This is a genomic window from Limnoglobus sp., from assembly GCF_059499385.1.
The window spans coordinates 133,738-157,721 of record NZ_JCABYM010000131.1 but is presented as its reverse complement, the minus strand read 5'-3'; the positions used below and the strand labels follow the sequence as shown (position 1 = coordinate 157,721).

Genomic DNA, 23,984 nt, shown 5'->3' with positions numbered 1-23,984 from the left:
ACCGGGCACGACCATGCCGCGCTTCCGCTCCCTGTTGGTGCTGCTCGCCCTGCCGCTCGCCGCGGCCGCCGACGGCGACCCGAACGCCGTCAGCTTCGAGAAGCACGTCCTGCCGATCCTGAAAGAGAACTGTTACAAGTGCCACGACGCGAAGAAGGGGACCGCGGACTTCCGCATCGACATCCGCGGCCGGGCGAAGCGCGGCGGCGAGTCGAAGAAGGTCGGTATCGTGCCGGGGAAGGCCGCCGAGAGCGAGCTGTACCGCCGCATCGCCAGCGCGGACGAAGACACGGTCATGCCGCCGAAGAAGCCGCTCGCGAAGGAGAAGGTGGAGGTCATCCGCAAGTGGATCGACGCCGGCGCGGTCTGGCCGGACTCGCTGTCGAACGAGGACAAGGCCACGCACTGGGCGTTCGTCGCGCCGACTCGCCCCGCCGTGCCCAAGAACGCGACGCATCCCATCGACGCCTTCGTCCTCGCGAAGTTGGAGAAGGAAGGGCTGAAGCCGTCGCCCCCCGCGGACAAGACGACGCTCGTTCGCCGCCTCTACCTCGACATGATCGGCCTGCCGCCGACGCCGAAGGAAGTCGATGCGTTCCTCAACGACAACTCGCCGGACGCCTACGGCAAGCTCGTGGACCGGCTGCTCGCGAGTCCGCACTACGGCGAGCGGTGGGGCCGGCTGTGGCTCGACGCCGCCCGGTACGCCGACAGCGACGGGTACGAGAAGGACAAGCCGCGGTTCGTCCACTTCTACCGCGACTACGTCATCAACGCGTTCAACCGCGACCTGCCGTACAACCAATTCCTCACGGAGCAGCTCGCCGGCGACCTGCTGCCGAACGCCACGCAGGACCAGGTCGTCGCGACCGGGTTCCTGCGGAACAGCATGATTAACGAGGAGGGCGGCATCGACCCCGAGCAGTTCCGCATGGAGGCGATGTTCGACCGCATGGACGCCATCGGCAAGGGGATGCTCGGCCTCACGATCCAGTGCGCCCAGTGCCACACGCACAAGTACGACCCGATCACCCATTCGGACTACTACCGGCTGTTCGCGTACCTGAACAACGCGCACGAGGGGAACGTCACCGTCTACACGCCGGACGAGCAGATGCGGCGGAACGAGATCTTCCAAAAGATCAAGGACATCGACGGCGAGTTGAAGCACAAGTTCCCGGACTGGGCGAAGAAGCAGGCCGCGTGGGAGGCGAAGGTCAAGGGCGACCAGCCGGCGTGGGACGTGATCCGCCCCGAGTTGGACGCCAGCGGCGGGCAGAAGCACACGCTGCTGGCCGACGGCTCGATCTACGCGAGCGGGTACGCCCCGACGCAGCACACGACCGACTTCGCCGGGCCGACGAAACTGAAGACCATCACCGCGGCGCGGCTGGAGCTGCTCAACGACCCGAACCTGCCCCGCGGCGGGCCGGGCCGCTCCATCTACGGGCTGTTCGCGCTCACCGAGTTCAAAGTGGAAGTGAACGGCAAGGCGGTGAAAATCGTGAGCGCCACGGCCGACGCGAATTCGGTCGAGAAGCCGCTCGAAGCGATCTTCGACAACAAGTCGAAGCGGAACCGCACCACCGGCCCCGTCGCGTTCGCCATCGACGGGAACAACGACACGGCCTGGTCCCCCGATGTCGGCGGCGGCCGCAGCAACGTGCCGCGGAAGGCCGTGTTCGTGTTCGAGAAGCCGGTCGAGGTCCCGGCCGGCGCGACCGTCACGTTCAAGCTGGTGCAGAACCACGGCGGGTGGAACAGCGACGACAACCAGAACAACAACCTCGGCCGGTTCCGCCTGAGCGTCACCGACGCGAAGGCCCCCGTCGCCGACCCACTGCCGGCGAAGGTCCGCGCGATCGTCGAGACGATCCCGGCCGAGCAGCGGACGCCGGCGCAGGCGGACGCCGTGTTCGCCGCGTTCCGCGGGACCGTGCCGGAGTGGAAGGACTACGCCGAGCGGGTCGAGCGGCAGTGGAAGGAGCACCCGGTCGGCACGTCGCAACTCGTCTACACCGAGCGCACGGAGGAACGCCCCACGCACCTGCTGAAGCGCGGCGACTTCCTGAAGCCGGCCGAGAAGGTGGGCGTCGGCACGCCGGCGTTCCTGAACCCGGCCGCGGAGGATTTGCCGCCGAACCGGATCGGCCTGGCGAAGTGGATGACGGACGCGAAGGCCCCGACGACGGCCCGCGCGTTCGTGAACCGCGTCTGGCAGGCGTACTTCGGCACGGGCATCGTCGCCACGTCCGAGGACTTCGGCAAGCAATCCGACCCGCCAAGTCACCCGGAGCTGCTCGACTGGCTCGCGGTGGAATTCATGGAGCCAACAAAGCCCACGGACGAACGTCCGTGGGGAGTCAAGCGCCTCCACAAGCTCATCGTGACGAGCGCCACCTACCAACAATCCTCGAAGGTGACGCCGGAACTCGCGGCCAAAGACCCCGCCAACCGCCTCCTCGCTCGCGGCCCCCGCTTCCGCGTGGACGGCGAACTCGTCCGCGACATCGTCCTCGCGGCCAGCGGCCTGCTGAACCCGACGGTCGGCGGGCCGAGCGTCTACCCGCCGATCCCGGCGTTCCTGACGCAACCGCCGGCGAGCTACGGCCCGAAGGTGTGGCCCGAGAGCACCGGCCCGGACCGCTACCGCCGCAGCCTGTACGTGTTCCGGTTCCGCAGCATCCCGTACCCGGCGCTGCAGGCGTTCGACGCCCCGACCGGCGACTTCGCGTGCGTGAAGCGATCCCGCTCCAACACGCCGCTCCAGGCCCTCACCGCGATGAACGAGCCGATCTTCGTGGAGGCGGCGCAAGCCCTCGGCCTGCGGGCCGTGCGGGAGGGCGGCGAGACCGCCCCGGAGCGGCTGGCGTTCGCGTTCCGCCTCTGCACGAGCCGGTCGCCGACGGAGCGGGAGGCGGCCGTCCTGAAGGAGCTGCTGGACAAGGCCGCGGCGAAGTATTCGGACCCGAAGGCCGACCCGTGGGCGGTGGCGGTGGCGAAGCCGGAGGACGCGCGGAAGCTGCCGAACGCGACGACGCCGGCGGAGCTGGCCGCGTGGGTGACGGTCGCGCGGGTGCTGCTGAACCTCGACGAGACGATGACGAAGGAGTGACCGGCCCCGCCCCGGTCAGGACATCACTTCCGCCCGCGGCGGGAACTTCCGCGTCTGCAGCGGGCTGTACCGGTCGGCCGGGTTCAGGTAGAACCCCTCCCGCCCGGAGTGCGGCTTCATGTCCAGCCGGTCGTGCGCGTTCAGCCCGACGATGGCCGTGTCCGCGTAGTTGTACGACCCCTGGTACTTCGGGACTTTCTCCAGCATCGGGTCCACGGCGAACTCCTGCCCGACCTCGCCGATCATGTCGTACGGGCCGGGGTTCTTGAGGATGATCTCGTTCGACCCGCCGGAGTTGTCCGGGTTGATGAGCTTGTACACCGGCGTGTCGTTCTGCCCCTTGGCGGCCACGTAGGTGGCCTCGACGGCCTTGACCTTCACCGGCTTGCCGTAGTGGAAGATGGTGGACCCGGCGGCCATCTGGTACCATAGCCGGCCGCACTCGTCCTTGTACACGAAGTCGGTCATGGCGAACCGGACGGCGATCTCGTCGGTCCACCACAAGGACGTGACCTCGTCGCTCGGCCCGGCCGGGCAGCCGGCGGGGACCTTGAACACCGGCGGGGCGAGCGTGCCGTCCGCGTTCTTCAGCCGGTTCTGCGGCTTGTTGTTGTACGTTTGTACCGCATGACACTCGAGCTCGAACACGAACCGCTGCACCCGCTTGGCGGCCTTCTTCGCCACGTCTTCAGGCAGCCGCTTGAGGCACCGCGGGGTGACGTTGAAGTAGTTGCGGACGCGGCTGGCCCACGGCGGCAGGTCGTTGCGGAAGACGTTCTTCCACCCGCCGGCGGCAAGGACATCGACGTACACCTTCTGCGGCGACACCTTGCACCAGTTCTCGTACTTCTGCAGCTCCAGCGCGTTCATGGCCGTGGTCCTGGGGGAGTTTCTGCGCGGGCGTCCCGCGTCGGAATGGTTAATCCGGAAACGGGGGCGGGATCGGCCAAGAATTGTCGGGGATTTTTCGCGGTTTGATGTGATCGGCCGGCGAGCAACCCGGCGGCGGCGGGCACGGCGCACCCCGGCAGCGCGCGGCCCGGCGCGCCCCGCGTCGTCGGGCCGCGCCTTCCGCGGATCGACCCCCCCTACCAGTAGAATTTCACGCTGCCACCGACCTCCGCGCCGAACTTGGTCTGAGGTTTGTTCGGTTCGTCCGGGTCTTTCGCCGTGGCATGCTTGACGAACGTATCGAGGTACAGCTCCACGCTGATCCCCTTCGTCACGGTAACGTCATAGACGCCCGTGATCTTGCCCTTGAGCACGGTTTTCACCGTGTTCTGCGTGGCGAAGTCGAGCTCGGCTAACCCTTTCAGTTTCACGGCGACCTTCACCACTTGTCCCGATTTGTTCCAAAGGAAGTCCTTCAAGAGCGTCAATTGACCGCCCGCCTCGACGACCGTGCCGTCGGGCGTGATCTCGTAATGCACTTCGACCGGAGAACCGCCCGATTCCGGGGTAAATACGGCCGTCACCTTGCGCAACGGCCTGTACTCGATTTCATATTTAACGACGCGGGCCTCGGGATTCGTGCTGGGGCCTTCCCAGTCGAGGACGGTGAGGATTTTGTGCCAGGGGACCCCGCGGTCCGTCAGCCCCCGCTTCGAGACCTCGAGGTAGGTCTTGCGACCGGTAACGATCAGGTAAGCGCCCGGCCAGACCGGCAGGGTTCCTTTGAACAGAGCAGCAACGTAGTCGAGGACCTCACGGCCGTCCGGAGTTTCCAAACCGGGACCGTCCGTTTTTATCGCCGGCGATTTGTACATCGTTCACCTCCCGATCGAAGAGTAAGAGGCCCTGACATAATCTGCAGCCTGGCTTTTCTGCTCCTGGTCGAACCGGGGTTTTGTCAGCGGCTGTAGGGGCCGAACGTCTGATTACCCAATCCCCGATTGCGATAAACCGGACCCGCCTTCGCCCCGCCACGTATGGAGCGACGCCCCGGCACCGCGACCCGCGGGCAACTGGTCAAAAAGTCTATTTTGAGGTCGAAGCAAGAAACCGAACTCGAACATGGACAACCCCAGCGCGAGCGCGGCACGGCCCCCGCGGCCGACGGCCGGCACGAAAGGGGCTGCCCCGCGGAAATCGCGAACGTGCCGAATGCTTTGTGGGACAACGGACGGACAAAAACGGACCGTCAGACGTTCGGACCGAGTGGGGCGAACCGCGAGACGAAGAAGTCGTCGATGATGGCGGAACTGACAACAGTACGACCCGCCCGTTAACGCGGATTCGGGAAACTATTGAGAAGTGAGAGCCGAGCCGAGCATTCCACCGGGACCTGCTCGGCATCGGCTCCGTCGGCCTCGCCGCGATCAATCCGGCGGCCGCGTGCCCGGCACGGCCGTCGGGTTCGGGTTCGGCGCGCCGATGTACGGGAACACCGCCGCCCGCTGCGTCCCCGTCCCGGCCGCGCCGCCGCCCCGCGGGGCCGGCGGGTCGATCGACCCGTCCGTCAGGTTCGTGCCGTTGTCGTCCCGCACGTTCTGCGTCACCAGCGCCGGCGGGTTCGGGCCGCCGCCCAGCGCCGCGGGTAGGTCGTCGTCCGTCAGCACCGACAACTCCGTGCTGATGATGTCGTCGCTCAGCTTCCGGCCGTTGCCCAGGAACGTCGTCCCGTTGTTCACCACGAACCCGCCGGCGAACCCGGCGTTGCTCGACGTGTCGAACGGCAGGATGTCCGGCAGCAGCAACCCCGCGACCACCGCCGCCTGGTCGGCGTTCGGGACGCCGCCGGGCCGCCCGGCCGGGTAGAACCGGGTCAGCGTGTCCACCATCGGGGCGGTGAACGTCGCCCGGTCGTCCCGCGGGTGGGCGGCGTTGAACGCGTTCCGCATGTCCGTGCCGCCGGACCCGGCCGGGACGGCCGCCCCGCGGGGGATCGGCGGGATCAGCGCCGTGTTAATGGCCGGCCGGCCCATCCGGTCGGTCTGCACGCCGTTGAACTCGATCCGGCCCCAGAACCCGATCCCGGTGCTGCCGGCGGCCGTGATCCGGTCGGACGGGACCTCGAGCGTCAGCGCCAGCGTGTTGACGTTCGGGCCGAAGAAGTTCGGGGCGTCGAAGGCCGGCGTCCCGCCGGGGCCGAACGTCCCGGTCCCGCGGGGGTACTCGCCGTCCACCACGCCCTGGACGGCGTCCGGGTTGTTCAGCAGCGCGTTGAACCCCGCCGCGTCGAACAGGAACGGGTCGTCCTGCTCGGCGGCGCGGAACTGGGCCGTCCCGGCCCCGCCGACGCCGCGGACCGGCACGTTCTTGTTCGTGAACCCCTTCACCAGCACGCCGCCGGTCCCGGCGAACCGCGCGGCCGGCAGCGCCCGCACCACCGTGTCCTGCTGGTTCCCGGCCGCCGCGTCCGGCGGGCCGAACGTGACGCGGAAGACGATGTCGTCGGTCGTGTTCAGCAGGTCCCGGTTGGCGACCCGGAAGTCGTACAGCAGCGTCGGGTCGAACGTGTTCGGCGTCGTCGCCGTCGAGAACGGGCTGACGGTCATGTTGAACACCGTGTTCGCCGGGTTGGCCGGGGACTGGAACACGAATATGTCGTTGATGTCCCGCCGGCTGTTCGTGATGGTGATCCCCGGCGGGCCGTTGATCGGGCCGTCCCGGTGGTCGGCGTCGGACGCGATGAACACGCCCCGCCGCTCGGCCCCGTCCGTGGTGAAGAAACTGGAGATCAGCGCGGCGTCCGCGATCTGGGCGTCCGCCCCGAGTTGGCCGAGCTTGTTCGCGTCGATCACCTTGACGTGCGGCCCGCCGCCGGGGCCGGCGCTCAGGATGATCTCCGTCTGGCCGTCGGCCGTCAGGTCGTCGGCGCTGACGCGGACGCCGCCGCGGAACGCCGGGCTGAACGCGAAGAAGTTCGCCGCCAGCGCCGCGTCCGGGACGAGCGTGCCGCCCGTCGCCTGGGCGAGCTTCGTGCCGTTGACGACCTTGACGTGCGGCCCGCCGCCGTTGCCGGCCCCGACGATCACGTCCCGGACGTTGTCGCCGTTCTCGTACCCGGCGGCGACGAACACGCCGCCGGTGAAGCCGGGGGCGAACGCCAGGAAGTTCGCGACGAGGGCCGCGTCCGCGATGACGCCGTTCGACTGCACCTGGGCCAACTTCGTGGCGTCCACCACCTTCACCAGCGCGTCCGCGCCCGGCCCGGCCCCGAGGACGATCTCGGCCCGGTTGTCGCCGGTCACGTCGCCGGCCCCGAGGGACAGGCCGCCGCGGGACGCCGGGTCGAACGCGAAGAAGCTGGCGAGGACGGCGGAGTCCGCGATGACGCCGTTCGCCTGGAGCTGGGCGAGCTTCGTGCCGTCGATGACCTTGACGTGCGGCCCGCCGCCCGGCCCGGCGGCGACGACGATCTCGGCGTTGCCGTCCGTGGTCAGGTGGTCGCCGGCCAACGACACGCCGCCGCGGAAGCTCGGGTCGAACGCGAAGAAGGTGGCGAACAGCTCGTTGTCGAACCCGTCGTACACCTTCACGATCGGCCCGCCGCCCTTGCCCGCGCCGACGATCACGTCCGGCGTCCCGTTCCCGTTGAAGTCGGCGACGGCGACGCTCAGGTCGCCCTTGAAGTCCGGGAACGGGGTGAACGTCCGGAGCGTGTTCAGCTTGATGTCGTACACCTCGACGACCGGCCCGGTCGCGGCCGCGGTGATCTGCACCAGCGGCAACTTCATCCGCGACACCTTGCTCGCGGCGTTCTGGGTGAACCACAGGTCGCCGGACTTCGTGCTCGTAATGCCGAGCGCGATGGCGGACGCGAGCATGGCGTCGTACTCGATCAGCGGCGGCTGGCCGGACGTGGCCTTGCCCGGCAAGAGCGCGCTGGCCGGCAGCCGGCCGATCCGGCTACTGGCGGCCTCCGTGAAGTAGAGCGCCCCGTCCTGCCCGGCGACGATCCCGTGCGGGCCGCGGTTGATCGGCAGGCTGAACTGCGTGAACTGCCCGTCGGTGGTGAGCCGGCCGATCTGCGACCGGCCGAAGTCGGTGAAGTACAGGTGGCCGCCCGGCCCGGCGGTGATGTCCTCGGGGTCGCTGAACCCGGCCCCGTTGACCGGCACGGTGAACTCGGTGACGACCCCGGCCGTGGTGATGCGGCCGATCTGCCCGGACCCGCCCTGGGTGAACCACACGGCCCCGTCCGGCCCGTTCGCGATGCCCGCTGGCGTGCTGCCGACGCCGGGCACGTCGAACTCCGTCATCGTGCCGGCCGTGGTGACGCGGCCGATCTGGTCCGACCCGCTCTGGGTGAACCAGAGCGCCCCGTCCGGCCCGGCGGCGATGTCGTTGGGCGCGCTGCCGGCCCCCGGCACGGCGAACTCGACGAGCGACGCCAGCACGTCGGCCGCGAGCGGGTCGATCCGGCCGATGCGGTCGCCGCTGTTCTCGGTGAACCAGAGCTTGTTGTCCGACCCGACGGCGAGGTTCAGCGGCCCGCGGCCGGCCGGCAGGGCGAACTCGGTGACGACGCCGGCCGGCGTGATCCGCCCGAGGCGGCTGGCGGCGAACTCGGCGAACCAGAGGTTCCCGTCCGGCCCCTCGACGATCCCGGCGGGCGCGGAATCGGGCGTGATGCCCGCGGAGAACTCGGTGGTGAAGTCGCTGGCCCCGTCCGGAACCCACCGGTCTTCGAGCTGCTCGCAGCGGAGGCGGAACCCGCGGCGGAGGGGCTGCCCGCGGAGGGACGAGATGGACTTCTTCATGGTGTGGAACCTGGGAGGAATGGGACGGATGACAAGGTTGTAACAGATGTGCGAGAATTGTTCCAACGATAAAAACGTTGCGGGCGCAAAGTTTTTAGGGTGAGTGTAAGTGGCGAGCCGAGCGGCGTAAGCCGCCGGGTTACGCTCCCTTTACCCGGCGGCTTACGCCGCTCGGCTCGCCACGACGGGCGAAACCCGTTGCTTTCAACCGTCCCCTCCCCGATAATCGAGCCTCCCGCCGGTCCGCTCTTCACCCGCGAGCCTCGTCATGATCCTGTCCCGCCGCGACCTGCTCCGCATCGGCTCCGTCGGCCTCGCCGCGTCGGTCCTGCCCGGCGCTCGCGCCAACGCGCCGGCGAAGGCGAAGTCCGTGCTCGTCCTGTGGATGGCGGGCGGCGTCACGCACCACGAATCGTTCGACCCGAAGCCGGACGCGCCGGAAGAAATCCGCGGGTCGCTCGGCACCATCCAGACCGGGCTGCCCGGCGTCCGGTTCTGCGAGACGATGCCCGGCCTCGCCCGGCAGACGGACAAGTTCGCCCTCGTCCGCACCTTCTCGCCGGCGACCGACGACCACTTGCTCGCGCAGAGCTACGGCCTGTCCGGGCGGAAGACGACGGCGGCGCAAATCCTCACGGAGCCGAACGTCGGCGCGATCCACGCGAAGCTCCGCGGCGGGCGGGCCGGGTTCCCCGGCTACATCGCCGTGCCCGGCACGACGCGGCCGGGGCCGCCGCCGTACCAGCTCTTCACCGGCGGCTGGCTCGGCGGCCAGTACGCCCCGTTCGCCACCGGCGGCAAGCCGAAGAACGACGACTTCACCGCGTTCGTCAAGGAAGCCGCCGAGGACGACTTCACCAAGCAGGGCGTCACGCCCCTCGCGGGGCTGACGGACGAGCGGCTCGACGACCGGCAGCTGCTCCGCACCAAGCTCGACGACGCGCTGCGGCAGGCGGACGCGGCGGAAGGCGTCGCCGACCAGTACAAGGACGCGTTCTCGATGCTCACGTCGCCGACCGTCCGCGCGGCCTTTGAACTGAGTCGCGAGTCGGACAAGACCCGCGAACAGTACGGCAAGACGAAGGTGGGGTCGCGGTGCCTGCTCGCCCGGCGGCTGGTCGAGGCGGGCGCGCCGTTCGTGCTCGTCGATTACGGGTACGACCCGGAGTACGGCAACCTGTGGGACAACCACAACGCGGCCGGGCAGAACTTCCCGCACATCTGCGAGATGGCGAAGAAGCCGTACCACGTCGCCGGCATGGACCGCGCCTTCGCCGCGCTGCTCGGCGACCTGCACGCGCGGGGGCTGCTCGACAGCACGCTCGTGCTGTTCCTGACCGACTTCGGGCGGACGCCGAAGATCAACAAGGCCGGCGGCCGCGACCACTGGGGGCCGGCCGGGTCGATCTTCTTCGCCGGCGGCGGCACGCGGGGCGGCCAAGTGATCGGCGGCACGGACAAGAACGGGGCGTACCCGACGGGGCTGTCGTACTCGCCGGGCGACGTGGCCGCGACGCTGTACGCGGCCGTCGGCCTCGACCCGGAGCAGATGCTGATCGACCGGCAGAACCGCCCGCTGCCGGTGCTGCCGGCCGGGACGCCGATTCCGGGGGTGTTGTGATTCTGGTGGCCGGATGTACAATGAAGACGGTTTGACCTTCGAGGAGTGAGTATGAGCACGATCGTGATCGACGCCGGGCTGCGGGAGAAGCTGTTGGCGGCCGGCAAGCGAGTGGAACTCCGGGACGAGGCCGGGAACCTCGTGGGCCAGTTCGTCCCGGCGGGCGAAATCATCCCGGAGTTCGCCAGCATCAGTTACGCGGAGATGGAACGCCGGGCCAACTCGGACGGGCCGAAGTACACGACGGCGCAGGTCATGGAGTACCTGAGGAAGCTCGCATGACGTGGATCGACTGGGACGAAGTGGCCCGCGACGAGTTGGCCGACATCTGGGTGGCGGCGACCGTCTCCGACCGGGACACGATCGCCGCCATTGTGGAGAACACCATTCGTGACATCGAACGCGACTCGCTCGACGTGGGCGAGTCACGGCAGGGGAACCTGCGCCTGGCCATTCACCTTCCCATGTCCCTGTGGTTCCGCGTTTTCAAGAACGGGCAGGTGGTTCGCATCGTTCACGTCCGAAGAATTCCCAAACGCGGATGACTTTGGCGAACGCCACTCTTTCCCCACGAGTGCCCCATGACCCTCGCCGACATCATGGCCGACCTGGAAGCGAACGGGACGGCCCAGACCAAGAAGACCTGGCTCCGCCACGGGGCCCGCGAGCCGATCTTCGGCGTCAAGATCGAGCACCTCAAGACGATCCAGAAGAAGGTCAAGAAGAACCACCAGCTGGCCCTCGCGCTGTACGACACCGGCAACGCGGACGCCATGTACCTCGCCGGCCTCGTCGCCGAGCCGATGAAGATGACCAAGGCGCAGCTCCAGAAGTGGGTCAAGGCCGCGTACTGGTACATGCTCAGCGGCTACACCGTCCCCTGGACCGCGTCCGAGTCGAAGTTCGGCCGCGAGCTGGCGCTCGAGTGGATGGACTCGAAGAAGGAGCAAATCTCCGTCGCCGGGTGGTCCACCTACGGCAGCCTCATCTCCGTCAAGCCGGACGACGAGCTGGACCTCGACGAGATCGTCGAGCTGCTCGACCGCGTGCCGCGGGAGATCGCCGCCGCCCCGAACCGGACGAAGTACTGCATGAACCAGTTCGTCATTTCCGTGGCCGCGTTCGTCGCGCCGCTCTTGCCGAAGGCGAAGGCCGTCGCGAAGACGCTCGGGAAGGTTCACGTGGACATGGGCGACACGGACTGTAAAGTGCCGGAGGCCGCCGCGTACATCGCGATGCTGGAAGACAAGGGCCGCGTCGGGAAGAAGCGGAAGTCGGCCGCGTGCTGAGGCTCGTCATGGCGAAGAAGAACAAGGGCGACGGCGACCCGCTCGGCAAGCTGCTCGTCGAGGGCGTGCAGACGAAGGTGGACACGGCGAACGCCGTCTTCGCCGCGGCCGTCCTCGTCGGCGGGCTGGTCCTGGCGACCGCCGCGCTGCTCCTCCGGTGGCACGTCGCCGTCCCGATCATCGCCGGCGTGCTCGTCCTCGGCGGCGTCGGATTCCTGGTGAAGGCCATGACCCGGCAGCCGATCCTGTTCCAGCTCCGCAAGGGCGGCGTCGTCTACGTGTCCGGCCACCGGGAGGTGGAGCTGGAGTGGGGGGAGGTGCGGCACGCGACGGTGCAGATGGTGACGGACAACCCGCTGCTGTCGTTCACCGGGGTGAACGACGCCGGGGCCTACGTCACCCGCCGGGCGGACAACCTGCCGTTCCGGCTGAACATCCGCGGCGAGGCCGGCGAGTCGATCACGATCACGTCGCACCTCCTGCCGCCGAACACGGGCCGGAAGGTGCTGGAAAAGCTGACGGCCGCGGTCGGCGTGCAGAACATCGACTTCGAGCTGTTCGGCGTGCTCCCGCAGTGGAGCGAGGACGATTGACTTCCGAAGTCCGGCTTCGACTTCGGAAGTCGAACGGAATGAGGGGCGTCTGCCATCACCGCGAACGCTTCCGCGTGGGATCGACTTCCGAAGTCGAAGCCGGACTTCGGAAGTCGGGCACTTCCCCGGCGTCGGCGGTCGTCATAGGATGATGGTCCGCGGGCGAACTTCCGGGTCCGTCCGCGTGTCGGTGTTGGTGCTGGAGCGGTGCTCGAGCGGCTGAAGAGGCGGCACTGGAAATGCCGTATACGGCAACCCCGTATCGAGGGTTCAAATCCCTCCCGCTCCGCTCAATTTAACCTCGCGAGAATCACGTTTTTTGCCTTGGAAGGTAAGCGAATTCAGCAAATCGTCAGGCTGACCCCTTTGCCAACGGAACCCGTCTTGGGAGCAAAATGGGAGCAACGTTGCTCCCACGTTGGGCTCGCGTCGCTTGCCCACTCCCGAAAAATCTAACGGGGGATGACGCATGGCCTGGGTCGAATCTCGCGGCAAGAGCTTCCGGTTGTCGTTCCGCTTTAACGACCGCTTGTACCGCGTGAACCTGAAATCACCGGACCGCCAGGACGCCGAGGCGTGCCGCATCCGGTTGGAGGAAAACCTACGGCTTGTCGAGCGTGGGCGAATAGCTGTGCCAACCGGAGCCGATCTCGGCTTGTTCCTGATCTCCGACGGCAAGCTCGAAAAGAGCGTCGAGATCGTCCGCATGCCGACGCTCGGCGACATCGTGAAGCGGTATCAGGAAACGTTTACGAAAGGGGCAAAGGAAGAGATTACCCGCCGGATGGAGGACATCCACTTGGCCCACTTGATGCGCATCATCGGTGAGAAGAGACCGCTCAGCGAGATCACGTCCGGCACCATCCAGCAGTTCATCGACGCGAGGAGCCGCGAACAACACAACGGCCATCCGCTCAAGGCGAAGACGATTAAGAAAGCGGTAGCCACGCTCCGCTACGTTTGGAACTGGTCGTTCCGGCAGGGGCAAGCACCTATGCGGTACCCCGGCTGTGATCTTGTTTACGCGAAGGAGAGGCAGGCCGAGCCGTTCCGTACCTACGAGCAGATCCAATCTATCATCGCTCGCAGCCCCGGACTGACTCCCAAGCGTCTTCGTGAGTTGTGGGATGGCCTCTTCCTGAACCCGACGGAAGTTGCGGAAGTTCTCGAGCATGTGAAGCGCCGCACCAAGACGACGTGGCTGTATCCATTTCTAGTCGTCGCGGCGCACACGGGAGCCCGCCGCAGCGAACTCTTCCGGTCCCGCGTCGAAGACTTCGACTTCGAGGCCCGTTTGATTCATTTCCGCGAGAAGAAGCGGAGCCACAGCAACGAGACGCAACGCACCGTGGACATGACGGACTTCGTCGCCGAGGTGATGACCGACTTTCTTGAGACGAAGCACCCCGGCGGTGAAGTGACGTTCGCCACTGTGCCGAACGAACTCATCGTCGATACACGGGCGTGGCGAGTGTTCCGCACCGGCGTCAGCGGGAGCAAGTGGGAAGTCCTCCGTGGCTTCCACGCCTTCCGACACTCGTTCGCGTCGAACCTTGCGGCCGCGGGCGTCGATAGCCGCGTCATCTGCGAGTTGATGGGTCATCAGACGGCCGAGATGGAGGCCCGGTATCGGCACCTGTTCCCGGCCCAGCGACGCTCGGCCGTTATGCGTGTGTACGGTCCGTGTAATCCACATTCTGATACCCATGCCAATTAATTCGCTTCAATGGGTCGGATCGGAGTACGCAAGATGGTACATCATTCGACACGCTATCTCGCGTTGCGGCCCTTGAACCCATGGGCTCCGAGGGCCACACGACGGCGACGGGATGACAAGGCAGGGACGAACTGTGCATGGCACCGGCTCTAGTACCATCACTTCGCTGCATCCCGAGACGCCAAGCAGTGGTAACTCTTCCCGTCGTGGATCGACAAGCTAAAGCCTTCGGGCGGATCAACCTGCCCGACAATCAGCAACAGAAACCCGTTCAAGCTATGGGCGGATTTGTTGAAGCACTCGGTCATGCTTTCAAGATCGGGCCCGGACGGACGCGGACGCCCGTCCGGATGCGTGTGCCAGTCGCCTACGAAGTGCAACCCACGGGCGAATCGGTCAGCGATTTCCGCCCGCTCTGCTTTTCGGTCAGGAAGGTAGGCTGTTCTCGTCCGGCGGTCCGTTGGCCTCGGCCCCGTGACCTCGACGACGGTGATTTCGCCGCCCTCGATCCGGGCGAACATCTGGCCCCCGGCTTCCGTCTGTCCGCGCTTGAGTTGGCGGTGCCGTATGAGGTACTCAACAACTCCGTCTGCCAGAATGACCGTCTGGCCGGATGTACCGATGGGATAGGCGATCATGCCGCAACCGCCCCGCACTCGACGCACGTGCGCGAGACAGGCCATTCCCGCTCTTCAACAAATCCCCCCTTATTCCGGTTGCCCGTCGCCGACAGCCATTCTGGATTCCACTTGCCCCCCGCGTTTTCGAGTAGAGCAAGGCGACCGGCCCAGGTCCGGCTCATGGACTTGTCTACCGCGCCGAGCAGACAGTCGAGCGCTGTCTCCGCGACGACGGAAACGATATGCCCAAGCTCAACAGGGCCGTAGGGTTGGTAAGTTGCACCGCAGGCCGGTTCCTGGTGAACAGTTCCCCCGGCGGGCCAGTCCGTCACTCGCAACAGCGGAGCGCCCGCACCCGTAAATCCGCACTGAAGGCAACCGCCCGGCTGGAAGATCGCGACGGCGTGGCCCGCGCAGGCATGAGCTTCGGTCCATCCGTAAACGATGGGACCGCGCCTGTTGGCGCGGTGCCACGCATTCAGTCCCGACTCCGCAGCCCAATTACCGATGGTGCTCACGATCAGGTCGCAGGAGGCGAGCTTCTTCAACGCGACCGGTTCCACTTCTTCCCACCGAGCGAACAAGGACTCGACACCCAGGACGTGCGGATAGTCTGCTCGAATCTTCTCCGCAAGTGCATCCGCTTTCGCTCGACCTACCGCCGACGCTCCAAGCGGGTGGCGTCCGGTGTTCGCCCACTTCAGCAACTCCGGGTCGATAAGAAACAGCCGACCGACACCTGCCCCGGCTAACTGCAGGGCCGTCGGCGCTCCCACAGAACCGCACCCCAACACCGCAACAGTTGCTTCCCGAAGGCGTCCTAAACGCGGATCTTGACCCCGGCCGCAGACCCAAGCGGCGTCTGCTCGCTCGACTGTTGACCGAACCGCGGTGCCGCCGCCGTACATCCGTCTGACGAGCAACTGCCTTGGGGCTTTCCCAGGACGAAAGCCGGGGATGGGTTCATCGGGCCGTGCTTGCCGCTGCCTGCGCCCAGCTTGCGGAACCAAGGTCACCGCTGCCAGACACGGCCCGTTCGGCGTGTCGGCCGCGATCACCACCACAACGCCGCCTGCGTCTTCACTGGCCAGTTGCTTCAAGAGGTGTTCGCCGCCGCACCGCCGCGCGATGGCCATCACGTCCGCCGCGGATCGCGGGAACTCATTCGGAAGAAGTGGCTTGTCCAGCCAGAGCACAGGTGCGGGCGACGTATCCCACGGCCCGCCGCGCGGGTCGCGATTATCCATCCACGCGGTAATCGCCGCCTCGTTGCCGACGAGGTAGAAGCTCCGGCCGCGCCAGACGCGAGCCATCCGGCTCGGCGGCCTGGGTTCCAGCAGGCTGTAAACTTCCGGTGCTTGCGGTTTGACCGAGCGATTCCAGTACGAATAGAACTCTGACCGAAAGTCATCCTGCCTGCGGCCGGCGATCAAGTCCTCGATCAGGTCTGCGGCTTCGGCCAAAAGGTTTTGCGCGACCTCGGCGGGGTGGGAGTGATCCACCTCCGCGCTTCCCCCCAAAAGGCAAAGCGCCCCATCCTCCTCGACGTGAGGCCACGTCAGGAATTTGGGGCGATCCACCAGCATGACCCGGGGTGGCCTTCGTGGGAATCCGTTCTCCAGAAGTAAATCGATTCGTCGGGTTCGATCCGAAAAAGCAACCTCAAGCCGCCAGCCCGCGAATGCCGCACGCTTCGGGTACGCACTCAGTTCGTCGGGACGAAGTACGCGTCCACCCGGGAGGCTGCTCGCCCAGGCCCCAATTACGTCCACGGCGTGCTGGTGCAGCGCGAGTGGGTCTGTAACTTCTTGCTCAGGCATAACGACCGCCGCCCTCCTTGCGGACGGCGTCCCGAACCACAGGATCGCTTGCCGCATCCCGGAGCATTCCCGAGGTCAGGATGTTCGGCGCGGCGAAGGCCTTGGACTCGTTGGTCGCAGTCTTCTCCAGGCGATTGCTGAAGAAATCGGTGTAAAACACCTTGTCCCAGCACTTCAGCGCCTTCTCGCGAGTGCAGTCCCACTCGAAGGTCGGCGCGAGATTGTCGATGGCCTCGGTCAGCCGTTCGCGGAGGAACTTGGCCTTCGGGTCGTCGTTGCCTTTGGTGATGGTGTCGCCCTCCGTGACCGGGTGAACGACGACCAGGTTCCACCGGAGCCGGTCGCGGATCGCCTTCATCGTGTCGTAGAGGGCCTTGTCTTCCCGGTCGGCGTCGGCCCGGAATTCTTCGGTCACCAGTTTGGTGATGCCGAAGCCGCTGAGGATTTGCGACTCCCAGCTCGGGCGGCTGCGGGCGTACTTCTTGATCTCGCGGGTGATCCGCCGGAGTTGGCGGCCATTCGTGGTATCCGGGCTCTGACGCTGATTCTCCGTGTCGAACCAGTCGGTGACGTCCCGCGCGTCGGACCGCTTCCAGTCGGAGCTAGCCAGTTCGGCGTGCTGCTCCTCCTGGCCAAAGATGTTCTTCGTGGTCACCAGCCGGTAGACCGGCAGATCCACGTGGTAACCTTCCTCGTAGTGAACCCGGACGCAGTTCTTCTTGACCTCGGGAGCTTTCTTGAAGCTGCCATCATCCACGGCGTCGCGGACCATCTGTCGCGCTTCCAGAGCCGACATTTCCCCGCCCCGGGGCCCGACCAGGCCTTCCTTCAAGAAGTACACGCCGTCGTCGATGTCGTACTTGTTGTCGTCGTGTTGGGTCATGGTCTTCATCGCGTAAGACCCCTGACTCTTGAACTTAACCGGGGCAGGCTTCCCGGCCTTCTTCAGCCCGTTCTTGAGCCGGGTGCGGTTGGCGTTTCGCCGTTCCCGCATGTTCCCACGCTCCGTTCCGGGCAGGGTAATCTTGTCGTCGTGGTAGGCCAGGACATCATCCGCGCAGTTGAACATCTCCACAGATTCTCCTTGTCAGCATGTCAGGAACAGGCCCCGCGCCGAATGGTCGGCCCGGCACCAAATACTCCGCATTCCGGGTTAACCGATGATCCGCTTCACTTGATCCCGGACCGAGTTGTACGACGCCTGAGTCGCGCCCTCGTGGTCGAGAGCGCGGGTGGCGGCTGGCGTCGCGCAGTCCATCGCGAGGCCGTCCCGGTTTCGCATCTCCACCCGTTCGTACCGTGGCCTCGATTCCTCGGGCAGCGCGTTGATCAATCGCCGAAGTATCTGGTCCGCGATTGCCGCCCCCGACTCGATGAACATAGAGGGCAGTTTTGCCCGCCACTTGGCGAGACCACGGTCTCCGTTTGTAAGCGTTGTTGTTCCCTCGGCAAAGTCTTCACCTGGCGTCGAGAGCGACAGGATGCGGATTTCCCCAGGGGGCACTTTCAAGTCAGAGACGGCTTCCGAGAACCCGAGCAGGGCCGGGTGGTTCGCGACCACGCCGCCATCGCAGTACAGTTCAGTGACACCGTTTATCGGGTTCCTGACCGGGACCGCCGGAAAGTAGAACGGGGCCGCTGAACTGGCGAGGGCGATGTCCGAGAGTAGGTACTTGTTGTGGAGCGTCAGGTGAGAAGCGTGGTCGGTCTTGAAGATGCGAGGCTCGCCGTCGGTGAGATTAAAGGCGGTGACCATCGCGAACTTCTCGTTGCTGCACAGGTCGCCGAGGGTCGCTTGCCCGAACTCGGCTTTGAGCGACTGCCGAAGGGGGCGGTTGTCGTACCGCGCCTTCATCCCGTATCCCCGCGTTAAACGCGGATTGGCGAAGATGCTCTTACCGAGTCGCCGGTAGAGGTCGGTCAGTTCGGCACCCGAGCGGCCGACGGCGAGGCCGAGCGCAAGGATCGCACCGGTGCTGGTGCCACAGAAGAGGTCGAAGCTATCCGAGAAGCGAATGCCGAGGTGGTGCTCGATGCCCTTGATGAATGATGCTGTTGCGAGTCCGAGATAGCCACCGCCGTCCACGCTCAGGACGCGGAATACCCGTGGACTTTGACTGTTCAACTCACGTACCCCGAAAGAGCATTCCCAGTTGCAGATTAAGGCGATGGGGTCGCCGGGAAGTGAGGCGACCGGACACGTCAAAATCCTTTACAGCATGTCCGCGCCGAGTCCCTTGGCCTAGCTCGGTAGCAGCTCACGCGGAATTTTTTGTGGACGCCACGAACCTGAGCTATATCACAGGCGTAAGCACAATGGGTTAGTCCGCTCACGAACACTCATCGTGATTGCTGTGATTTTACGCACCTCGCGTGCCAGCAGCGTTACGATTGCGGCACTTCTACGCAAATTGCCAACCAGCAAGCACTTCCGTCAGCAATTGTTCTATCTGCACAAAAGACACCTAGTGAACTACTGTCAGTTTGGCCGAAACGGAGGCCCTTCTCCGTCAGGTTGGCAGGTGAACCCTATCGCGAGTGGCAGACGAGCTGATCGAGGATGAAAGCGATGAACTGGGTGGACCGATTCTTCGACTTCTTCCGGCAGATCGAACCGAGCCTCGGCATCGGGCTGAACGCGAACAATTGCCGGGAGGGCTGGCTGCACGGGGAGTTCTTCCGGCACTTCATCACGGCCGACAACGGCTTCCTGGTGAATTGCCGATACTACGACGATGGCCCGGAGCACGACCTGTACTGCGGGCTTCCGACCGAGATGATCGCCGAGGTGAAGGTCTACGGCCAGCGCGGCTACAGCAACAAGAACTTCTGCGGTGCCCACGACCTCACTCGCCTTCTCCCGCCGACCCCTGGAGCGCGCGTGCCGGTCACGTTCGAGGAGATCGAGCAGACCCTCAGCGGCACCAAGGACGCGGAGAAGAAGAACAGCTACTTCCGCGACGTGGAGCGGCTGCTCGCCGTTCACTCATCGGTCAAACGCTACCTGATCTTGGTCCTACAGAAAGCGGATGAAGCCGACGACTTCGGGCGGTCGATATCGGCGGTGCAGGGCGCGCCCCAGGAACACGACCTCGAACTCGATGCCTTCCGCGTCCGCGTCTCGCAGTTCTGAGCAAGTGCCGGGTTCCTGTACCCTTCCCTGACCTCGTCGGCCGTCAGCTTGATCGTCCGCTTGCAATGCACGCCTTCGACCCGCTTCTTCTTCCCGCTCACCCCGAAGACATCGACGCCGTGCTGTCTTGCGCCCTGCGTCCCCGACTCCTGCGCGTGCGTGTTCCTCCAGAGCTTGCGGAAAAGGTCGCAGGTCATCCGCTGGAACTCTTGCCAGTCCCGCGGGACCGGAAACTCAAGCTGATGATTCGACGGTATGGTCAAAGTTTCTCGTGATAGGGCCGAGGTCAGGGCTCGGCCGAGCCCAGGTTCTTCCCGTAGCCCTCAGCGAAAGGGCGGCGGAGTGAGATGCCGACGTTCTCGATCGAGCACCGCGTCGGGTCGCTCTCGTCGTACCGGATGGTCATCTCCGCCACGGCTTTCGACTTCAACTTCCCCTCTATGATCGGTCCCGGGTCGCCGAGCGAGATGAGGCAGTGGATGTCCGGAGCCTCCGTGCGTTGCTTCGTGAAGCGGTACGCGATCTTGCAGGGAACCTCGACGGTGGCGACACCCTTGTCCAGATGGATCACGTGGGTGTCGTCGATGCGCAACCGTGTCACGTCAACGGTGAGCAGCTCGCCTTCATACTGCGGCCGGCGGAAGAACATGTAATCCCGGAACCCGCCCGAGATGGCCTTTTGCACCACAGCCGCGTTGCTGCCGATCCACCCGCGGATCGCCTTCGAGATCCTGGCGTCGGGGAACCGCCCGAGCACCTCGGCCAGCTCCTTCTTGAGGATGAACTCGGGCACCGCGTCGCAGACTGCTTGCCAGTCGCCGTCGCCGCTGACCACGTGCATCTTCTGCCCGTTTGTCCTGCACCAAGTTCTGAGCGCTTGCGCGGCGAAGGCGTCCGGGAACTCGGCCTTCTTCTTACCCGTTCCGAAAGGCGGCCGGACGTTGAAATAATCGTCGAGAACCGAGCCGAGGTTTATGTCGTTGACCGGCAACGTCGTCGTCCGCAGGCTCCCCCAGCACTCCTTGAGCTGGGCAAGCATCACGCTCTTGATGTCTTCTGCCGTCGGCCCCGCGTGGAAGACATCGAAAGGCGGTTCCTTCACATATTTCAGCAAGGGATCTTTCCGCGCCGCGTCGAGTTTCTCGTGGGCCTTCGCGGCGCGCTCCCGGACATGCCGCTCCACCTCGCGCTGCGTGACCGAGGTCGAGAAAACGTGGATGTGACCTGCCGCAACGTTCAGCCGCAGGACCTCGAACGTCTTGTTGGCGAAGTCCATCTGGTTAGAGTCGAAGAACTGCGTGTCCAGGAACACGTTGATGAATCGCTCGTCCGCCACCGCTCACCCCCCGGAGCCAACGCTCCAGCCGCCTCACCCCACCTTTGCCCGTCCCGCTCCCTGAAGCGGTTGATCTACAGCACGCGGTGGCCACGGCTGGAGCCGATCCCCAGCGGATCCGGCACGACGTGCGTGACGGCCGGGAGCCACGAGATCGCCGTCGTCCCCGACCCGCTGCGGGGACTGGACCTGGAAGGCGCTTGTGACGCTCGACACCGCCGGGTGCCAGAAGGCGACGCTGCGGCAGGTCCCGGAGCAAGGCGGGGACTACTTGGTCGCGGTGAAGGGGAACCAGCCGGCCCTGCACGCGGCGGCGGTCGTGGCGGCCCTCGACCGGGCAGCCGGGACCGAGTTCGCCGGGTGCGACATGAGTGCCACGGTGGAGGACGGGCACGGGCGGCACGAGGAGAGGTACGTCACCGTGATCCCCGACCCCGAGAGCCTGCCGGATGGGTGGGCGGACGTGGTCGTGGTGGTCGGCCGGGAGCGGGAGGTGCAGGGCCGGAACGCGAGTACGGCCCACCTCTACCTCACCAGCCTGCGGGCGACGGCGGCCGAGCTGGGCCGGTTGATCCGCGGGCACTGTGGGATCGAGAACGGGCTGCACTGGTGCCTCGATGTGGCCTTCCGGGAGGACGCGAACCGGACCCGCGACACGAACGCCGGGGCGAACCTGGGCGTCATCCGGCGGGTGGCGGCCTCGCTGCTCGAGCAAGACCCCGGCCGCGGGAGTATCAAGGTGAAGCGGCTCAGCGCGGCCCTGGACGAGGAGTACCTCGAACAGATCCTGTGCAGATTCAAGGCAAAATAGATGCGTTCGCCCTGCGGGGGAACGAGAGAATATCGAAAGCCGCTGCGGCATTGGACAGAGTAGGCGAGGTAGCCGATGAATCATAAGTGGCAAGCGGCAACTTGCCAGAGGCAAGGTCGCGTTGATCAAGTTCGTCTGTGGCATTTTGGTGCTCCACGGCCGGCCTCATGAAAGTATGAACTTTTTGCGTCAAGTCACAACAGTTCCGAATGACCATCGACCGGTTATTCCGATGTATATGTCCTGGACCCCGCGACGTTCCGCCCAGTCAATCGACGGTTGGACTGCAACGCCGGGTCGCCGGAAATCGACCCGGCGTTGCAAACCCGGGTTCCGCCAGACAAGTCAGATGACGTTGATTGTCACACTACCGCGTCGGATGTTGATCGTCACGGGCCCAGCGTTGTCGCTCCCGTCTCCGCTCTCGCCGCCTCCGTCCTCGGCGGACTTGGGAATCCCCACGGTGGCCAGCAAGCGGCGGAGGTCCGGCCGATTCCCGATCCGTTGGGTCGCCGGACGACCTGGGGCGTCCAGTTGCGGACTTCCAGTTGCCCGCAACTGCTGACGGGCAGTCGCCGGGGTCAGGAGGGGGCGATTCCGCGCTCGGAGTGCGCCCTGGACGCACCCCAGCGCGCCCACGACGATCGGCGACGCGCTGGACGTGCCGCTGAAGGTGTCCGTGTACCAACGGTCCTCGACCGTTCCGCCCTGGAGGTCGCCGTAGCCGGTAGTCGTGACCTCCCGGCCCCACCCCTGCGCGTCGAGCAGACCGCCGTAGTTTGAGAAGTCGAGCCGCGAGCGGTCGGGGCCGTGGTTCCGGCCGTGCGTCCCAGGCGGCGGTGCTCCGGCACCGACCACGATCGCCCCACTGTCGCGCCCCGATCGGCGGCGGAACGGGTTCGACCACGTCGCGGGGAACCCGGCCGGTCGGGCGTCGTAGACCGCGTCGTCGAGGTTCTCGGCCCCATTCCCCGCGGCCTCCACCACGATCACCCCGCGGAGCATGGCGTACCGGATCGCGTCGTAATCGTCCGGCCACCACTCGACGGCGATGAACCCCCGCTGGTCTGTACGACTCTGGAAGTTGAACCGCGGCCCTGGGCGGTGCAGTTCGATCAGGAGGATGTCGCCCGCCCGGAGCCGGTCGGCGGCCAGCCGGATCGCGCGGGCCGAGCCCATCGACTGGCCGAAGATCGACACGGCGCTGACGTTCGCATCCGGGCAGATGCCGGTCACCCCACGGCCGTTCCGGTCGCCGCCGAACTCCCCGACTACGGCCGTCCCGTGGTTCCGCCACCCAAGGTCCGCGGACGGGGTGCCGCCCACCACCCCGCCCTGGTTCTGAAGCAAGTCTTCGTGGGAGAACTGCCACGCCCCTTCGATGTCGATGATCCGCACGCCGGCCCCCAACCCGCCCGGCCGAGTCCAGGCGAACCGGGCGTCGATCCCACCCGGGGCGGCGTTCAGGTAGCCCTGGCGCGTCGCGAAGTCCGGCGTGCCCGCCGGGGGCTCCTCGGTCTGGGGCGGGGCCTCGGCCGTCCACATCGCCGGGTAAGCCGGCGGCTTGACGAACGCGGCCTCAACCTCATCACGTTCGGCCAGCTTGCCGGCCAAGGCGTCCAGTTTCTCGTCCTCCGCTAGTACCCGGTAGTACGCCGCCAACGCCGGAATGTCGGCGGGGTCCAACTCGGCGAACGTGCTCGCCAGTGTGGTCATCGCGTCTTCTTGGACTCCGAACAGTGGCACCATGGTCGCCCCGGCTTCGGCCAGCAACTCCTGCAACCCACTCACGTCGGCTTCGGCGAAGGACGCGACCCCGACCGCCGATGCGCGGAGCCCGACCTCCGGGCGGGTGAGTACGACGAGTTCCCGCTCCGACGGCGGGAGTGCGGAGGAGTCACCGGTTGGGCGGGCGCGGTCGCCCCTTGATCGGGCCATCGCAAGGCTCCAGTGGACCCGGCTACCCGCCGGGGGGGGCGTCCTCCGGCTTGACGTAAGCCGCCTCGACGCTTGGCAGACGGCCGAGTTCCTCGGCCAGAGTAGCCGCTGACTCACCGCCAGGGAGCTCGACTGAGAAGTAGCTGGTCAGGGACGGATCGGCGGCCCCCGGATGCATCGGGGAAACAGTCCCCCCCGCAGATTTCACCGCACGGGCGACCGCCCGCGCCGCGGAGGTCTTCGGCTTACCAGTAGCCAGATCGACGGCCGCCGATGGTGATAGCTG

18 protein-coding genes and 1 tRNA gene are annotated in these 23,984 nt (G+C 66.2%); 10 read left to right on the top strand and 9 right to left on the bottom strand.

Features of this window, described 5'->3' with window-relative positions:
• Positions 1-13: 13 nt before the first annotated feature.
• Positions 14-3,115: a PSD1 and planctomycete cytochrome C domain-containing protein gene (locus tag AC5JJ2_RS23360; protein ID WP_495860444.1), complete on the top strand. Its 3,102-nt coding sequence runs from the start codon at positions 14-16 to the stop codon at positions 3,113-3,115.
• Between the two features lie 15 nt (positions 3,116-3,130).
• Here AC5JJ2_RS23360 and AC5JJ2_RS23355 read toward each other — a convergent pair whose 3' ends face one another.
• The 3 genes from AC5JJ2_RS23355 to AC5JJ2_RS23345 form a co-directional block, all read right to left on the bottom strand.
• Positions 3,131-3,985: a hypothetical protein gene (locus tag AC5JJ2_RS23355; protein ID WP_495860443.1), complete on the bottom strand. Its 855-nt coding sequence runs from the start codon at positions 3,983-3,985 to the stop codon at positions 3,131-3,133.
• A gap of 218 nt (positions 3,986-4,203) precedes the next feature.
• A complete protein-coding gene (locus AC5JJ2_RS23350) occupies positions 4,204-4,881 on the bottom strand; it encodes a hypothetical protein (RefSeq protein ID WP_495860442.1) in 678 nt (225 codons plus the stop codon).
• 552 nt (positions 4,882-5,433) lie between these two features.
• Positions 5,434-8,820, bottom strand: coding sequence for a virginiamycin B lyase family protein (locus tag AC5JJ2_RS23345; RefSeq protein WP_495860441.1), 3,387 nt, complete (start codon positions 8,818-8,820; stop codon positions 5,434-5,436).
• A gap of 268 nt (positions 8,821-9,088) precedes the next feature.
• On the opposite strand from AC5JJ2_RS23345, the gene AC5JJ2_RS23340 reads away from it, so the two are divergent.
• The 7 genes from AC5JJ2_RS23340 (at position 9,089) to AC5JJ2_RS23310 (ending at position 14,040) form a co-directional block, all read left to right on the top strand.
• Positions 9,089-10,441: a DUF1501 domain-containing protein gene (locus tag AC5JJ2_RS23340; RefSeq protein ID WP_495860440.1), complete on the top strand. Its 1,353-nt coding sequence runs from the start codon at positions 9,089-9,091 to the stop codon at positions 10,439-10,441.
• Between the two features lie 51 nt (positions 10,442-10,492).
• Positions 10,493-10,723, top strand: coding sequence for a hypothetical protein (locus AC5JJ2_RS23335; protein WP_495860439.1), 231 nt, complete (start codon positions 10,493-10,495; stop codon positions 10,721-10,723).
• Positions 10,720-10,986 (top strand): hypothetical protein, encoded by a 267-nt coding sequence (locus AC5JJ2_RS23330; RefSeq protein ID WP_495860438.1) that lies wholly within the window; start codon positions 10,720-10,722, stop codon positions 10,984-10,986. Before AC5JJ2_RS23335 ends, AC5JJ2_RS23330 begins: the two co-directional genes overlap by 4 nt.
• A 36-nt stretch (positions 10,987-11,022) precedes the next feature.
• Positions 11,023-11,730: a DNA alkylation repair protein gene (locus AC5JJ2_RS23325; protein WP_495860437.1), complete on the top strand. Its 708-nt coding sequence runs from the start codon at positions 11,023-11,025 to the stop codon at positions 11,728-11,730.
• Between the two features lie 8 nt (positions 11,731-11,738).
• Positions 11,739-12,323, top strand: coding sequence for a hypothetical protein (locus AC5JJ2_RS23320; RefSeq protein ID WP_495860436.1), 585 nt, complete (start codon positions 11,739-11,741; stop codon positions 12,321-12,323).
• A 201-nt stretch (positions 12,324-12,524) separates the two neighbouring features.
• Positions 12,525-12,612, top strand: a tRNA-Ser gene (locus tag AC5JJ2_RS23315).
• Positions 12,613-12,792: 180 nt separating this feature from the next.
• Complete coding sequence (locus AC5JJ2_RS23310) at positions 12,793-14,040, top strand: tyrosine-type recombinase/integrase (protein ID WP_495860435.1); 1,248 nt, start codon at positions 12,793-12,795, stop codon at positions 14,038-14,040.
• A gap of 158 nt (positions 14,041-14,198) precedes the next feature.
• On the opposite strand, the gene AC5JJ2_RS23305 is transcribed toward AC5JJ2_RS23310, so the two are convergent.
• From AC5JJ2_RS23305 to AC5JJ2_RS23290, 4 genes are all read right to left on the bottom strand, one after another.
• The gene (locus AC5JJ2_RS23305) at positions 14,199-14,678 is read right to left on the bottom strand and encodes a Mov34/MPN/PAD-1 family protein (protein WP_495860434.1); all 480 of its coding nucleotides are present in this window, start codon (positions 14,676-14,678) and stop codon (positions 14,199-14,201) included.
• The gene (locus tag AC5JJ2_RS23300; RefSeq protein WP_495860433.1) at positions 14,675-16,480 is read right to left on the bottom strand and encodes a ThiF family adenylyltransferase; all 1,806 of its coding nucleotides are present in this window, start codon (positions 16,478-16,480) and stop codon (positions 14,675-14,677) included. Before AC5JJ2_RS23300 ends, AC5JJ2_RS23305 begins: the two co-directional genes overlap by 4 nt.
• Entirely contained in the window at positions 16,473-17,549 is a 1,077-nt protein-coding gene (locus AC5JJ2_RS23295) for a cyclic GMP-AMP synthase DncV-like nucleotidyltransferase (protein ID WP_495860432.1), read from the bottom strand. Before AC5JJ2_RS23295 ends, AC5JJ2_RS23300 begins: the two co-directional genes overlap by 8 nt.
• A gap of 84 nt (positions 17,550-17,633) precedes the next feature.
• The gene (locus AC5JJ2_RS23290; RefSeq protein ID WP_495860431.1) at positions 17,634-18,605 is read right to left on the bottom strand and encodes a CBASS cGAMP-activated phospholipase; all 972 of its coding nucleotides are present in this window, start codon (positions 18,603-18,605) and stop codon (positions 17,634-17,636) included.
• A gap of 435 nt (positions 18,606-19,040) precedes the next feature.
• Here AC5JJ2_RS23290 and AC5JJ2_RS23285 point away from each other — a divergent pair, with 435 nt between their 5' ends.
• Entirely contained in the window at positions 19,041-19,613 is a 573-nt protein-coding gene (locus AC5JJ2_RS23285; RefSeq protein WP_495860430.1) for a hypothetical protein, read from the top strand.
• A 286-nt stretch (positions 19,614-19,899) separates the two neighbouring features.
• On the opposite strand, the gene AC5JJ2_RS23280 is transcribed toward AC5JJ2_RS23285, so the two are convergent.
• On the bottom strand, positions 19,900-20,949 hold the full coding sequence (locus AC5JJ2_RS23280; RefSeq protein WP_495860429.1) for a PIN domain-containing protein: 1,050 nt from the start codon (positions 20,947-20,949) through the stop codon (positions 19,900-19,902).
• Between the two features lie 202 nt (positions 20,950-21,151).
• On the opposite strand from AC5JJ2_RS23280, the gene AC5JJ2_RS23275 reads away from it, so the two are divergent.
• Positions 21,152-21,760, top strand: coding sequence for an ISAs1 family transposase (locus tag AC5JJ2_RS23275; protein ID WP_495860428.1), 609 nt, complete (start codon positions 21,152-21,154; stop codon positions 21,758-21,760).
• A gap of 345 nt (positions 21,761-22,105) precedes the next feature.
• On the opposite strand, the gene AC5JJ2_RS23270 is transcribed toward AC5JJ2_RS23275, so the two are convergent.
• Entirely contained in the window at positions 22,106-23,476 is a 1,371-nt protein-coding gene (locus tag AC5JJ2_RS23270) for a S8 family serine peptidase (RefSeq protein ID WP_495860427.1), read from the bottom strand.
• Between the last annotated feature and the right edge of the window lie 508 nt (positions 23,477-23,984).

Excerpts from the sequence above, each read along its gene's own strand:
- AC5JJ2_RS23360 (WP_495860444.1), top strand. The coding sequence starts at position 14 with ATGCCGCGCTTCCGCTCCCTGTTGGTGCTGCTCGCCCTGCCGCTCGCC.
- AC5JJ2_RS23355 (WP_495860443.1), bottom strand. The coding sequence starts at position 3,985 with ATGAACGCGCTGGAGCTGCAGAAGTACGAGAACTGGTGCAAGGTGTCG.
- AC5JJ2_RS23350 (WP_495860442.1), bottom strand. The coding sequence starts at position 4,881 with ATGTACAAATCGCCGGCGATAAAAACGGACGGTCCCGGTTTGGAAACT.
- AC5JJ2_RS23345 (WP_495860441.1), bottom strand. The coding sequence starts at position 8,820 with ATGAAGAAGTCCATCTCGTCCCTCCGCGGGCAGCCCCTCCGCCGCGGG.
- AC5JJ2_RS23340 (WP_495860440.1), top strand. The coding sequence starts at position 9,089 with ATGATCCTGTCCCGCCGCGACCTGCTCCGCATCGGCTCCGTCGGCCTC.
- AC5JJ2_RS23335 (WP_495860439.1), top strand. The coding sequence starts at position 10,493 with ATGAGCACGATCGTGATCGACGCCGGGCTGCGGGAGAAGCTGTTGGCG.
- AC5JJ2_RS23330 (WP_495860438.1), top strand. The coding sequence starts at position 10,720 with ATGACGTGGATCGACTGGGACGAAGTGGCCCGCGACGAGTTGGCCGAC.
- AC5JJ2_RS23325 (WP_495860437.1), top strand. The coding sequence starts at position 11,023 with ATGACCCTCGCCGACATCATGGCCGACCTGGAAGCGAACGGGACGGCC.
- AC5JJ2_RS23320 (WP_495860436.1), top strand. The coding sequence starts at position 11,739 with ATGGCGAAGAAGAACAAGGGCGACGGCGACCCGCTCGGCAAGCTGCTC.
- AC5JJ2_RS23310 (WP_495860435.1), top strand. The coding sequence starts at position 12,793 with ATGGCCTGGGTCGAATCTCGCGGCAAGAGCTTCCGGTTGTCGTTCCGC.
- AC5JJ2_RS23305 (WP_495860434.1), bottom strand. The coding sequence starts at position 14,678 with ATGATCGCCTATCCCATCGGTACATCCGGCCAGACGGTCATTCTGGCA.
- AC5JJ2_RS23300 (WP_495860433.1), bottom strand. The coding sequence starts at position 16,480 with ATGCCTGAGCAAGAAGTTACAGACCCACTCGCGCTGCACCAGCACGCC.
- AC5JJ2_RS23295 (WP_495860432.1), bottom strand. The coding sequence starts at position 17,549 with ATGTTCAACTGCGCGGATGATGTCCTGGCCTACCACGACGACAAGATT.
- AC5JJ2_RS23285 (WP_495860430.1), top strand. The coding sequence starts at position 19,041 with ATGAAAGCGATGAACTGGGTGGACCGATTCTTCGACTTCTTCCGGCAG.
- AC5JJ2_RS23270 (WP_495860427.1), bottom strand. The coding sequence starts at position 23,476 with ATGACCACACTGGCGAGCACGTTCGCCGAGTTGGACCCCGCCGACATT.